The following is a 12,927-nucleotide window of genomic DNA, read 5'->3' as shown; positions in this document are numbered from 1 at the left end:
CTTCTTGCGGCCACGACTTTTTATACGTGTATCTTTCACGGAAAGAGTGGTATTTTTATAGGTATTCAGATGAAGAGGATAACAACCCTGTTTTTTCTATTGTTCGCTGTTGTGAGCATGCATGCACAGTATCGTGTTGACCGACTGATGTCGGCAGGACGTAGCGCCATGTTCTATGAGGATTATATCCTCTCCATCCAATATTTTAATCTCGCTATTGGTGCCAAGCCCTATCTCTATGAGCCTTGGTATTATCGTGGCGTGGCCAAGTACTATCTCGATGACTTCGTAGGCTCCGAACAGGACATCACAAAGGCGATGTCCCTGAATCCGTATATCGTGGGGATGTATGATCTTCGTGCCATCGATCGTATCCGGCAGAAGAACTACAACGGGGCAATCAGCGACTATGATCAGGCTATCCGGCTTGAACCGAACAATCAGAATTATTGGTTCAACCGTGCGCTGTGTCGTTATAACAGTGGGCAGTTGAAGCAGGCACAACACGATCTTGACACTGTCGTGACGAAATGGAAGAGTTTCGCCAACGCCTATACGCTGAAGGCGCAGATCGCCCTGCAGCAGAAAGACACGACGCTCGCCGCGCGCATGCTCGATGCCTCTTTGCAATACGATCCTTATGATGCTGATGCCTGGCGTACACGTGGGCTTATCGCGCTGAACCGCCGCCAGTGGCGTGACGCCGACGAGCATCTCTCCAAGGCTATACATCTGCAGCCGAAGCGCGTGGACAATTATCTCAATCGTGCGCTTTGCCGTCTCAACTATAATAATCTCCGTGGGGCTATGGATGATTACGACAAGGTCTGTGACCTTGATCCGAACAACTTCCTTGGGCATTATAATCGTGGTTTGCTGCGTGTGCAACTCGGTGATGACAACAGGGCCATCAAAGACTTCGACTTTATCGTCAGGAAAGAGCCGCATAACTTCATGGCCATCTATAACCGGGCCTTGCTCAATGACAAGGTTGGTAATCTCCGAGCCGCCGTTCGTGACTACAGTCTCGTCATCCAACAGTTCCCGAATTTCTGGACCGGCCTTCAGCAGCGTGCGCAGTGCTATCGTAAACTCGGTATGACGAAACAGGCTGAGCTCGATGAGTTCCGTATCTTCAAGGCGCAGATGGAGAAGCATGTCGGTATCCAGCCGCGCTGGTCTGCCGCCACACGACGCCTCGTCCGTAAGCGTTCGGAGATTGATCTGAGGAAATACAATCAGATCGTTGTGCCCGACGAAGAGCCGACGGCAGAGGAGACTACGGAGTATAAGAGTGAATATCGTGGAAAGGTACAGAACCGTCAGGTCTCTGTGGATATCCTCCCGATGTTCGGTCTCTCGGTCATCAAGCCCGCGAATGCCGTCAACGGTAGTACGACCTACGATGCCCTCGTGGACCAGTTCAATCAGAAGAGTCATGGGATTCCGCTCTATGTCGCTTCCTCCAAGACGCAGCTCTCGGAACAACAGAGTCTCGCCCTCTTCAAGCAGATAGATGCCCTTACGGAGAAGATCACGAAGGAGAAGCAGACAGCCCGCAGCAAGCAGTTGCTCTTGGAGCGTGCTGTCGCCTATAGTGCCCTGCAGGATTTCGAGTCGGCCATCAGTGATCTCACGGCTGTGCTCCAGCTGGACGACAAGAACGCGTTGGCTTACTGGCAGCGGGCAGTCTGTGAGTCGATGATGACCACATACGCGCAGAGTCAGGGACAGCAGGTGCAGTTCTCTGTCGGACAGATGCGTGCCGACTTCGACGAGGCCATCAAGAATCATCCGAAGAGCGCTTACCTCTTCTATAATAGAGGTAACATGCATGCTGCTAATAAGGAGTACAATCAAGCCATTGACGACTATACGCAGGCGCTGCGGTTGGATAGCCGTTTCGCAGAGGCGTTGTACAACCGTGGCATCCTCCGTTGCAAGACAAAACATGTGAAGGAGGGCATCGCCGATCTGAGTAAGGCCGGAGAGCTGGGACTTTATGATGCCTATTCAGTGATTAAACATTTTGGGGAAAAGTAAAGAATATGTGGCAGGGACTTGATTATTCTTGTTCCTGCTATATTTTTTTTACTTTTTTATATTTATAATTTTTTACATCTCAAAAATATATCGTACTTTTGCAACCAATAAATTGATTTATAAAACTAATTTGTAAGATGGTTAAAATCACTTTCCCGGATGGTTCTGTTCGTGAGTATGAGCAGGGCGTAACCGGACTTCAAATCGCAGAGAGTATCTCACCGGCTCTCGCCCGCGACGTTGTATCTTGCGGGGTTAATGGTGAGACCGTAGAGCTCAATCGTCCGATCAATGAGGATGCTACGATCGCCCTCTATAAGTTTGACGATGATGAAGGCAAGAAGACATTCTGGCACACTTCCGCCCACTTGTTGGCAGAGGCCCTTCAGGAGCTTTACCCTGGAATCCAGTTCGGCTTCGGTCCCGCTGTAGAGAATGGCTTCTTCTATGATGTCATGCCGGCACCGGGGCAGACGATCTCCGAGAATGACTTCCCGAAGATTGAGGCTAAGATGAAGGAACTGGCTAAGAAGAATGAGCCCGTCGTTCGCCGTGAGGTCTCTAAGGCTGATGCCCTCAAGGAGTTCAAGGCTGACGGTCAGCAATATAAGTGCGAGCATATTGAGCAGGATCTCGCCGACGGTACCATTACCACCTATACGCAGGGATCCTTTACCGATCTTTGCCGTGGTCCTCACTTGATGTCCACAGGCGCTATCAAGGCGATCAAGATCACGAGTGTCGCTGGTGCGTTCTGGCGCGGTGATGCCAAGCGTGAGCAGATGACGCGTATCTATGGTATCACGTTCCCGAAGAAGAAGATGCTAGATGAGTATCTCGCTATGCTCGAAGAGGCTAAGAAGCGCGACCACCGTAAGATCGGTAAGGAAATGGAACTCTTCATGTTCTCCGACCGCGTAGGTAAGGGTCTGCCGATCTGGTTGCCGAAAGGTACTCAGCTGCGCCTCCGTCTGCAGGATTTGCTGCGTAAACTCTTGAAGCCGTATAACTATCAGGAGGTCATCACGCCGGGAATCGGTTCCAAGAACCTCTATGTTACTTCCGGCCACTACGCTCATTATGGCAAAGATGCCTTCCAGCCCATCCATACGCCGGAAGAGGATGAGGAATACATGCTGAAGCCGATGAACTGTCCTCACCACTGTGAGGTATATGCCCGTAAGCCCCGTAGCTACAAGGATCTGCCGCTGCGTATCGCTGAGTTCGGTACCGTCTTCCGTTATGAGAAGAGTGGTGAGCTCCATGGACTGACGCGTGTACGTACGTTTACGCAGGATGATGCACATATCTTCGTTCGTCCGGATCAGGTGAAGGCTGAGTTTGAGACGATCATCGATATCATCCTGAAGGTGTTCCATATCTTCGGCTTCGATAATTATGACGCTCAGATCTCTCTGCGTGATCCTAAGGATAAGGAGAAATATATCGGTTCCGATGAAATCTGGCAGCAGAGTGAGGATGCTATCCGTCAGGCTTGTAAGGAAAAAGGTCTTCATACTCACGAGGAGATTGGCGAGGCCGCTTTCTACGGTCCGAAGCTTGACTTCATGGTGAAGGATGCTATTGGCCGTAAGTGGCAATTGGGAACGATTCAGGTAGACTACAACCTCCCGGCTCGTTTTAAACTGGAATATACTGCCGAGGACAACAGCAAGAAGACTCCGGTAATGATCCACCGCGCGCCTTTCGGCTCCCTCGAGCGCTTCACCGCTGTGCTCATCGAGCATACCGCCGGTCATTTCCCCTTGTGGCTCATCCCCGATCAGGTGGCTATCCTCCCGATCTCTGAAAAATACAATGACTACGCACTGAAGGTGAAGAAATACTTCGACTCCGTCGATGTCCGCAGCATTATCGATGACCGTAATGAGAAGATCGGTCGTAAGATCCGTGACAACGAGCTCAAGCGTGTGCCTTACATGCTTATCGTTGGTGAAAAAGAGGCTTCTGACGGTCTCGTCTCCATGCGCCAGCAGGGTGGTGGTGAACAGGCCACGATGAAGATGGAAGACTTTGCTAAGCGTATCAATGACGAGGTGAAAGAACAGCTTAAAGAGGCTGAGGAATAAGAAAGAGCCTCACCCCCAACCCCTCTCGGAAGGAGAAGGGAGTAAATACTGAGACACGCCCTGACTTTCCTGCATATAAGGAATGTCAGGGCGTATTTTTGTTCCATCTGTCAATCTGTCTTTTGTTTTCTTCTCCCTGTCTCTTTTTACTTCTCTACTTTTTTACTTTTTTACTTTTACTCGTTTTTTCTTGGTTTTCTCGTTAAAAAGCAGTAAATTTGCAAATGACATTTATAAATGCAATGAAAACGAAATATTTCTTCCTCCTCGTGCTGACGATGACCCTCGGCCTGACAGGCTGTAAGGAGAAAAAAGTTAGTAAAGACATCATCACCACTCTTCCGAAGAAAACGAAAGAGAAGCCTACCCAGTCAATGTCGTCCTATCATGATGAACGGCAGACTGACTGGTGTGAGAGTAGATATACGGTTTCTGTTATTCGTGAGGCTGATCATAGTCTCCCGCTTGTTCATGGCGATGACAGCACAAAGTATTTCGACAATCATGTTGTGGTGAAGGTCTTTAGAGAGGATAAGACGGTATTTTTCGAACAGACGTTTACAAAATCTTTCTTTAAGAAATACATCAGTGATGAGAACATCGCAGCTAGTGCTCTCCTGGGAGTGGTGTTTGTGAAGGCTGAAGGTGACTATCTTTATTTTGCTGTCAGTGTCGGTTCACCTGATGTGACGAGTGATGAGTATATTCCCTTGGTATTGAAACTCTCCCGTTTTGGAAATTTGACGGTGACAAAGGATGATCACCTGGATACGAGCAGTCAGGAGGAAGAAGATTAATTTTTTTTTCTTAATTAAAAAGAATGGCTTTAATGGGCACGTAACTCATTAAAGCCATTCTGATTTATATGGGCTCTATTTCATCAGTTTACGATAGAACTTCTCAAAACTCTGCGGATGCTTGCTCTGAAGAACCGTGTTGAGAAAGCAGTTGGCGACAATCTGCGTGTCGTTGAGGTCTACACCTTTCTCTTTCCGCAATTCCTTTCCCAAGATCACATCCCACGATGTCTGAAAGCAAGTGTCGGGAACTCCGACAAAAGTCTCGTCTGTTGACGGATTATCAATGAACTGAAAACGGATGTCCTTCTTGCTCAGCGTTGGTTTCAAGCCCTGGAGTATTTCAAAGGCCTTACGGAACACATCCTCGTGAAGGTGAGCATTCGGAAACATATTATTGACTTCGGGGAAGATCTCCTCGAAATCATAAGCCTGTAATAACTGATAGAACTTCATATCTTAGAACTTGGCCATTTTGATGGCGTCGACAGCGCACTCATCACCTTTGTTGCCGAGTTTGCCACCGGCGCGGTCTTTTGCCTGCTGGAGGTTATTGGTCGTCAGGAGACCATAGATCACCGGCGTGTCCTGCGTGGCGTTGATACGGGCAATGCCGTAGGTGACGCCCTGACAGATATAGTCGAAATGCGGAGTCTCGCCGCGGATGACGGAGCCGAGGATGATCACGGCATCGTAACCGCCGTTGAGAACCATCTGCTTGGCACCGTAGACGAGCTCGAAACTTCCCGGCACCGTCTTGACATGGATATTCTCCGACAAGGCACCATGTTTCTCGAGTGTCTTTACGGCACCCTCGAGAAGAGTGCCCGTGATCTCACTGTTCCATTCTGCCACGACAATGCCGAAGCACATGTTGGAAGCGTCAGGGACACTGTCGAAATCGTAATCAGATAAGTTATGTAATGCTGTTGCCATATTTTTAAAGAAAAAATTGTGGGACATGATATATCTTATCCTTACTTCGGATCAAGATAAGTCATGTCCCTAAGTCAAGCCTTAGTTGCTTGCGCGCTCAATATATTTGTCGATCTCATTACTCTGGACGAGCTGAGAAGCGGCATAGTTCTTCTTGATGTCCTGGTAGACTTTCAGTGCGTCAGCTTTCTTGCCCTGACTCTCGAGAATCATACCGGCTTTCAGCATGAAGGTCGGAGAGAGAGAGTTATTGACGCCATTGTGACCCTCATCGTCAGCCATGGAAGCAGCTTTCTTGAACTGGTCAACAGCTTTGTCAAGCTGGTTCAGATGAGCATAGGCATCGCCAAGGGCAGCCTCAGCAGCAGGAGAGACCATCTGGTCACTGCTCGGAGAATAAGCCTCGAGGTATTTCTCTGCCTCAGCCCATTTGTTGAGGTTGGCATAGCTCAGACCGGCATAGAGGTTGGCGAGGTTTGCTGCGTCGGTACCACTGTAGTCGTCTGCAATCTTGGCGAAACCGACATAACCGGCACCATCACCATTGACAGCCTTGTCGAACATCTCATTGTCGAAATACTCCTGACCACGGGCCAATGCCGTGCTGGCTTTCTCTGCTCGTGGAGCAGCGATGAGACTGCGATAAGCGAAGAAACCGCCGACGAGGACGACGAGGGCTACGATAACGGTGATGATAGTCTTCTTGTATTTCTCATAGAAGACTTCTGAACTTGTGAGTGCGTCGAATGTCTCTGCATTCGGATTTTTTTTGTTTGCCATTTGTTTATTTTCGTTCTTTTTATTTTTTCTCTTTGTTGTCGAATCAGGGCGATTGCTGTCACTCAACAGATCTGTCAACCCCATTCTTCGGCGCAAAATTACGGAAAATATTGGAGATATAGAAATTTATCCCTCACTTTTTATTTTTTAAGGTCTCCTTTTTCGCTTTCTGAACAAAAAAACGTAATTTTGCAGCCATGATTATCAAGCATCTCTCTCTTATCAACTATAAGAACATCCGCGAGGCGACGCTCGACTTCTCTCCGAAGATGAACTGTTTCATCGGTCATAATGGAGTGGGGAAGACAAATCTCCTTGACGCTCTCTATTATCTCTCGTTCTGTCACAGTGCCTTCAATCCCATCGACTCGCAGCTGATCACCCATGGCGAGGATTTTATGGTGCTCGAAGGACTCTATACTTCTGACGACGGCAACGACGAAGAGCATATCTACTGTGGCATGAAGCGTGGACAGAAGAAACACTTTAAACGGAATAAGAAGGAGTACAAGCGACTCTCTGAGCACATTGGCCTCATCCCTGTTATCTTTGTCTCTCCGTCTGACAACAGTCTCGTTGACGGCGGGAGCGAACAGCGAAGGAAACTGATGGACAGGGTTATTTCTCAGTATGATCCATCGTATATGGATGCGCTGGCCAACAACAACAAGGCGCTGCAGCAGCGCAATGCCTTACTCAAACAGGATGATCCCGATACGCAGCTCCTTGATATCTGGGAACGGGAGATGGCGTCGTCGGGAGAGATTCTCTATCATAAGCGCACCGACTTCATCCAGCGGCTCGAGCCGCTCTTCCAACAGATCTACAGTCAACTCTCCGGCGGACATGAACAGGTGAGTCTGCGCTATGTCTCTCATGGACAGCGGGGCCCGTTGCTTGATATTATCCAGCGTGACCGTTTCAAGGATCTTGCTGTCGGCTATTCCCTTCATGGCGTTCATCGTGATGACCTGGAGATGCTCATCGACGGCTTTCAGATGAAGCGCGAGGGCTCGCAGGGACAGACGAAGACGTTTGTCATCGCCTTGAAACTGGCACAGTTCGACTTTCTTCGTCAGACGGTGAGCAAGACGACGCCTCTGCTCCTTCTCGATGATATCTTCGATAAGCTCGACGCCAAGCGCGTGGAACAGATCATCAGCCTCGTCTCGAGTGACCGCTACGGACAGATCTTTATCACGGATACCAACCGCGAGCATCTCGACAGGATTCTTGCGGCCTCGCAGACGGACTATCGGCTCTTTGAAGTGGAGGATGGAGAAGCAAAACTATTATAGGGTAAAAAATAATATAAAAACTATTCTCATTCCATTCTTTTTTCGTACCTTTGCAATAAAATAAAAGATGTTATGAATATAGAGAAAAATACAGAGAATCAGAAAAGACAGAATCCATTCCTTCACCCCTATAATACTCCGCATAATACCGTTCCTTTCGACCGTATTCAACTGGCCGATTATGAGGAGGCATTCGTGGAAGGTATCCGCCGTGATGATGAGGAGATTGATAAGATTATCCATAATCCCGACGCGCCGACCTTCGACAATACCATTGCTTTCCAGGACGACAGTAAAGGTCCGCATTATTATGACCTTCTCGACCGCGTGTCTACCGTCTTCTCTTGTATGCTCAGTGCTGAGACAAATGATGATCTCGACGCGCTGGCGCAGAAGATGACGCCGTTGTTGACGAAGCATGCCAATGATGTCAGTCTCAATAAAGAGCTCTTCCTGCGTACGAAAGCTGTGTACGATCATCCGGATCGTGAACTGACGGTAGAGGAGAAGACGCTGCTGAAGAACAGCTATGACGGCTTTGTCCGTTCCGGTGCTCTCCTTGATGATGAAGGAAAAGAGAAGCTGCGGAAACTCACGGAAGAGGCAAGCATGCTCAGTCTGCAGTTCTCTCAGAACTTGCTGAAGGACACGAAAGCCTACACGCTGCATATTACGGATGAGCAACAGCTCGCCGGTCTGCCGCAGACGGCCATTGACGCTGCCGCTCTCGCTGCGAAGGAGAAAGGACTGGAAGGCTGGGTGTTCACGCTCGACTATCCGAGTTATTCGCCGTTTATGACGTATTCGAAGGTACGCAGCCTTCGTAAGGAGATGTATATGGCGCGCAATACGCTCTGTATCCATGACAACGAGAATAACAACCTCGAGATCTGCAAGAAGATCGTCAATGTCCGTCGCGAGATCGCCCAGCTCCTTGGCTATGATACCTATGCCGACTATGTGCTGGAACATCGTATGGCCTCCAACGTGAAGAATGTTTATAAACTTCTCAACGACCTCATTGATGCTTATAGGCCCACAGCAACTAAAGAGGTGGAAGATATTGAGAATAAGGCCAAGGCGCTTGAGGGCCCTGACTTTCAGCTGGAGCCTTGGGATTTCAGCTATTATAGTCATCAGCTGCAGATGGAGCGTTTCAATCTCGATGCCGAGATGCTGCGTCCCTATTTCCAATTGGATAAGGTCATCAAGGGCGTATTCGGACTTGCCCATACCCTCTATGGCATTACCTTTCAGGAGAATAAGGATATCCCCGTTTATCATCCCGATGTGAAAGCCTATGAGGTCTATGACAAGGACGGCAGTTATCTCGCCGTGTTCTATGCAGACTTCTATCCCCGTAAGGGCAAGCAGGGCGGCGCATGGATGACGGAGTTCCAAGGACAATGGATCACGCGCAAAGGTGAGAATGTACGTCCGCATGTCAGTGTCGTGACGAATCTTACCAAGCCGACGGCAGAGAAACCCGCTTTGTTGACACTCGGAGAAGTGGAAACGTTCCTGCATGAGTTCGGGCATTCTCTTCATGGCATGTTCGCCAATACTCGTTTCGAGAGTCTCAGTGGTACGAATGTATGGTGGGATTTCGTGGAGTTGCCGTCGCAGTTCATGGAGAACTACGCCACGTCGAAGGAGTTCCTCCGTACGTTTGCCTTCCATTATCAAACCGGAGAGCCGATTCCCGATGAGCTCGTCGACCGCATCGTCGCCTCCCGTAACTTCAATGCCGCCTATTCCTGTCTCCGTCAGGTGAGTTTCGGACTCTTGGATATGGCTTACTATACGAAGAAGGAGCCGTTCACGGGTGACATCATTCCCTTCGAGAAGAAAGCCTGGGAGAAGGCAATGGTCATGCCGCAGCTCCCCGACACCTGTATGACCACGCAGTTCTCGCATATCATGGCCGGAGGCTATGCCGCGGGGTATTATAGTTATAAATGGGCCGAAGTCCTCGACGCCGATGCCTTCAGCGTCTTCAAGAAAGAGGGAATTTTTAATCCCGTTACAGCACAGCGTTTCCGCGACTGCGTCCTATCCAAGGGCGGTACGGAACATCCGATGACGCTCTATAAACGCTTCCGTGGCGGTGAGCCTACGATCGATGCCCTGCTGGAGCGTGACGGTATCAAAAAGAATTAAGTTATGGATAAGCAGTTATTATTAGACTACCGCTATCTGCGTATGGCCCGTATCTGGGCCGAGAACAGCTACTGTAAGCGCCGTAAAGTCGGAGCTTTGGTGGTGAAGGACAAGATGATTATCAGTGACGGCTACAACGGTACGCCCTCGGGCTTTGAGAATGTCTGTGAGGATGAAAACAACGTCACCAAGCCCTATGTCCTCCATGCCGAAGCCAACGCTATTACGAAACTGGCGCGCAGCAATAACAACAGTGAGGGCGCTACGCTCTATGTAACGGCCTCGCCGTGTATAGAGTGTTCGAAACTCATTATTCAGGCTGGTATCCGCCGTGTTGTCTATGCTGAGAAATACCGTCTTGACGATGGTCTCCAGCTGCTGCGGCGGGCCGGTATCGAGGTAGTCTATCTCAATCCTGACGACGAAGAAAAGTTAAAAGACAATGAAACTGAATCAACAAAATAAGAACCGGCTCATGCCGCTCGTCATGGCGGTATGTGTCGTAGTAGGTATCATCATCGGCTCCTTCTTCTCCAATCATTTCGGAGGGACGAGGCTGAGCATCATCAATTCAGGTAGCAACCGACTCAACAACTTGTTGCATATCATTGATGACCAGTATGTCGATCCCGTGAATATCGACTCGCTCGTGGACAAGGCTATCCCGCAGATTCTCGCAGAACTGGATCCCCACTCGGTATATATCAGCGCAAAAGACGTTGCTCAGGCCAACGACGACCTGAAAGGCTCTTTCTCCGGCGTGGGTATCGAGTTCACGATCCGTCAGGATACCATCCATGTGCAGAACGTGATCAAGAACGGGCCGGCAGAGCGTGCCGGCATCCTTGCCGGTGATAAGATCGTGATGGTCGACGGCAAGAAGTTCGTCGGCAAGCAGGTGACGAATGAAGAAGCCATGCACCGTCTGAAAGGTCCGAAGGATACCAAGGTGAAGATTGGCGTCCTCCGTTACGGCAGCAATGCCATTAAGACTTTCACCGTCACGCGTGGTGAGATCCCGACGAAGAGTATCACCGCCTGCTATATGCTCGACGATCATACAGGATATATCAAGATCAAGAACTGGGGAGAGACGACTTATCCCGAGCTCCTCATTGCGTTGGCCAAGCTCAGTCAGAGCGGCTTCAGTAACCTCGTTATCGATCTCCGTGACAATGGCGGCGGCTATTTGGAGAGTGCCGTACAGATTGCCAACGAGTTCCTGCCGAACAACAAGCTCATTGTTTATACGCAGGGCCGCAAGAGTCCGCGTAAGGAATACCGCAGCAATGGAGAGGGCAGTTACCAGAAAGTTCCTCTCGTTGTATTGATCAATGAGGCATCGGCATCTGCTTCAGAGATCTTCGCCGGAGCCATGCAGGATAATGACCGTGCTACCATTATTGGTCGCCGCTCTTTCGGTAAGGGTCTCGTACAACAGCAGATAGCTTTCCCCGATGGCAGTATGATTCGTCTGACCGTTGCCCGTTATTACACGCCTTCCGGTCGTTGTATCCAGAAGCCCTATACGATGGGTGATGACAAAGACTATGAGCAGGATTTGCTCGACCGCTATGAGCATGGTGAGTTCTTCAATGCCGACAGTATCAAACATACCGGCCCCGCTTACCATACCAGTATCGGTCGTGTTGTCTATGGTGGCGGTGGTATCACGCCGGATATTTTTGTGGCCGAGGATACGCTTGGCATGACATCCTATTTCAAGGAGGCTGTTATGAGCGGTCTGATTCTGCAGTATGCTTTCACCTATACCGATGACAACCGTCCGAAACTGAACAACTTCAAGGAGATGATGGAACTGTCTGACTATCTGCAGAAACAGAATCTCGTGGAGCAGTTTGCTGACTATGGCGACAAGAATGGCCTTCAGCGCCGTAATCTTCTTATCGAGAAGAGTCACCGACTCCTTGAACGGTATATCAATGGACGTATCATCTATAACATGCTTGATGATGAGGCTTTCACCGAGTATGCCAATCAGGATGATCCGGTGATTAAGAAAGCTATGGAAGTCATGGATAACCATGCGGCATGGCCGAAGAAGCCGGCTCCGAAGAAGGCGGCGCCCGCAGCCAAGAAAGGCTTAGGGGCTAAGCAGGGCGTCACTCATAAGCGGTAAACAAGTATGTGTAAAACAACAGCAAACCATTCAGGCAAATCGATGAGCGTGGCCGCCCAGAAGAAACGGGCGGTCCGTGCGTCGATCCGCTCCGTCAAGCGGCAATATAGCGGTGCTCAGCTTCAAGCGATGTCCCAGCCGATCATCGAGCGTATTCTCTCCGATGAGCATGTGCGGCAGTCGCCTGTCGTTTTCGCCTATTATTCCATGGCTGACGAAGTGGATACCCATGAATTGGTGCGGGCCCTTGACAGAGCCGGACATCTCGTCCTCTTGCCACGTGTCATTGATGGCACTCATCTCGAACTGCGGGAATATCACGGCGATCAGGATCTCAAAGAAGGAATAGCCTATCATATTCTCGAACCCGTGGGCCCCGTTTTTCCACCCGAGCGTTATGGCGAGATTGGTGTGGCCCTTATTCCCGGCGTCGCTTTTGATCGCAGCGGCCATCGCTGCGGGCACGGTAAAGGCTATTATGACCGGACGCTGAAGCAGTTGACACATTCTTATAAAATAGGTGTTGCCTTCCCTTTTCAAATCATCGCGGAGATTCCTACCAATGAGTTTGACGTGATGATGGATGAGGTGATTTACGAATAATTTTCTTGAAGACAAATGATATCTTTTGAGAGTGACTACAATAACGGTGTCGTGTTTTAGTCGGAGTTAGGACGGCCTCA

General features: G+C 49.6%; 11 protein-coding genes. 8 read left to right on the top strand and 3 right to left on the bottom strand.

Going from position 1 to position 12,927, the window contains the following annotated elements:
• Positions 1-69: 69 nt before the first annotated feature.
• The 3 genes from G604_RS0102400 (at position 70) to G604_RS0102390 (ending at position 4,930) form a co-directional block, all read left to right on the top strand.
• Positions 70-2,043 (top strand): tetratricopeptide repeat protein, encoded by a 1,974-nt coding sequence (locus G604_RS0102400; protein WP_028909149.1) that lies wholly within the window; start codon positions 70-72, stop codon positions 2,041-2,043.
• Between the two features lie 137 nt (positions 2,044-2,180).
• Positions 2,181-4,133: a threonine--tRNA ligase gene (thrS, locus tag G604_RS0102395; protein WP_028909148.1), complete on the top strand. Its 1,953-nt coding sequence runs from the start codon at positions 2,181-2,183 to the stop codon at positions 4,131-4,133.
• A 242-nt stretch (positions 4,134-4,375) separates the two neighbouring features.
• Entirely contained in the window at positions 4,376-4,930 is a 555-nt protein-coding gene (locus G604_RS0102390) for a DUF4738 domain-containing protein (protein ID WP_028909147.1), read from the top strand.
• A gap of 75 nt (positions 4,931-5,005) precedes the next feature.
• On the opposite strand, the gene G604_RS0102385 is transcribed toward G604_RS0102390, so the two are convergent.
• The 3 genes from G604_RS0102385 to G604_RS0102375 form a co-directional block, all read right to left on the bottom strand.
• Positions 5,006-5,386, bottom strand: coding sequence for a hypothetical protein (locus G604_RS0102385; RefSeq protein ID WP_028909146.1), 381 nt, complete (start codon positions 5,384-5,386; stop codon positions 5,006-5,008).
• Between the two features lie 3 nt (positions 5,387-5,389).
• On the bottom strand, positions 5,390-5,866 hold the full coding sequence (gene ribH, locus G604_RS0102380; RefSeq protein ID WP_028909145.1) for a 6,7-dimethyl-8-ribityllumazine synthase: 477 nt from the start codon (positions 5,864-5,866) through the stop codon (positions 5,390-5,392).
• Between the two features lie 81 nt (positions 5,867-5,947).
• Complete coding sequence (locus G604_RS0102375; RefSeq protein ID WP_028909144.1) at positions 5,948-6,646, bottom strand: tetratricopeptide repeat protein; 699 nt, start codon at positions 6,644-6,646, stop codon at positions 5,948-5,950.
• Positions 6,647-6,843: 197 nt separating this feature from the next.
• On the opposite strand from G604_RS0102375, the gene recF reads away from it, so the two are divergent.
• The 5 genes from recF to G604_RS0102350 all read left to right on the top strand — a co-directional run bounded on the left by recF (position 6,844) and on the right by G604_RS0102350 (position 12,847).
• On the top strand, positions 6,844-7,944 hold the full coding sequence (recF, locus tag G604_RS0102370; protein ID WP_028909143.1) for a DNA replication/repair protein RecF: 1,101 nt from the start codon (positions 6,844-6,846) through the stop codon (positions 7,942-7,944).
• A gap of 72 nt (positions 7,945-8,016) precedes the next feature.
• Positions 8,017-10,104 carry a M3 family metallopeptidase gene (locus tag G604_RS0102365; RefSeq protein ID WP_028909142.1) on the top strand — a complete coding sequence of 696 codons (2,088 nt, stop codon included), beginning with the start codon at positions 8,017-8,019 and terminating at the stop codon, positions 10,102-10,104.
• Between the two features lie 3 nt (positions 10,105-10,107).
• On the top strand, positions 10,108-10,569 hold the full coding sequence (locus tag G604_RS0102360; RefSeq protein WP_028909141.1) for a deoxycytidylate deaminase: 462 nt from the start codon (positions 10,108-10,110) through the stop codon (positions 10,567-10,569).
• Positions 10,547-12,244 carry a S41 family peptidase gene (locus tag G604_RS13310; protein ID WP_410524359.1) on the top strand — a complete coding sequence of 566 codons (1,698 nt, stop codon included), beginning with the start codon at positions 10,547-10,549 and terminating at the stop codon, positions 12,242-12,244. Before G604_RS0102360 ends, G604_RS13310 begins: the two co-directional genes overlap by 23 nt.
• Positions 12,245-12,250: 6 nt before the next feature.
• Positions 12,251-12,847, top strand: coding sequence for a 5-formyltetrahydrofolate cyclo-ligase (locus G604_RS0102350; RefSeq protein WP_231376018.1), 597 nt, complete (start codon positions 12,251-12,253; stop codon positions 12,845-12,847).
• Positions 12,848-12,927: the final 80 nt, after the last annotated feature.

This window comes from Prevotella sp. AGR2160, assembly GCF_000424185.1.
GTDB lineage: Bacteria > Bacteroidota > Bacteroidia > Bacteroidales > Bacteroidaceae > Prevotella.
The sequence above is the reverse complement of the archived record's forward strand: the minus strand, read 5'-3'. Positions and strand labels throughout refer to the sequence as shown.

What these genes read in the sequence shown, in the direction of transcription:
- G604_RS0102400 (WP_028909149.1), top strand. Translation starts at nt 70, where the DNA reads ATGAAGAGGATAACAACCCTGTTTTTTCTATTGTTCGCTGTTGTGAGC.
- thrS (WP_028909148.1), top strand. Translation starts at nt 2,181, where the DNA reads ATGGTTAAAATCACTTTCCCGGATGGTTCTGTTCGTGAGTATGAGCAG.
- G604_RS0102390 (WP_028909147.1), top strand. Translation starts at nt 4,376, where the DNA reads ATGAAAACGAAATATTTCTTCCTCCTCGTGCTGACGATGACCCTCGGC.
- G604_RS0102385 (WP_028909146.1), bottom strand. Translation starts at nt 5,386, where the DNA reads ATGAAGTTCTATCAGTTATTACAGGCTTATGATTTCGAGGAGATCTTC.
- ribH (WP_028909145.1), bottom strand. Translation starts at nt 5,866, where the DNA reads ATGGCAACAGCATTACATAACTTATCTGATTACGATTTCGACAGTGTC.
- G604_RS0102375 (WP_028909144.1), bottom strand. Translation starts at nt 6,646, where the DNA reads ATGGCAAACAAAAAAAATCCGAATGCAGAGACATTCGACGCACTCACA.
- recF (WP_028909143.1), top strand. Translation starts at nt 6,844, where the DNA reads ATGATTATCAAGCATCTCTCTCTTATCAACTATAAGAACATCCGCGAG.
- G604_RS0102365 (WP_028909142.1), top strand. Translation starts at nt 8,017, where the DNA reads ATGAATATAGAGAAAAATACAGAGAATCAGAAAAGACAGAATCCATTC.
- G604_RS0102360 (WP_028909141.1), top strand. Translation starts at nt 10,108, where the DNA reads ATGGATAAGCAGTTATTATTAGACTACCGCTATCTGCGTATGGCCCGT.
- G604_RS13310 (WP_410524359.1), top strand. Translation starts at nt 10,547, where the DNA reads ATGAAACTGAATCAACAAAATAAGAACCGGCTCATGCCGCTCGTCATG.
- G604_RS0102350 (WP_231376018.1), top strand. Translation starts at nt 12,251, where the DNA reads ATGTGTAAAACAACAGCAAACCATTCAGGCAAATCGATGAGCGTGGCC.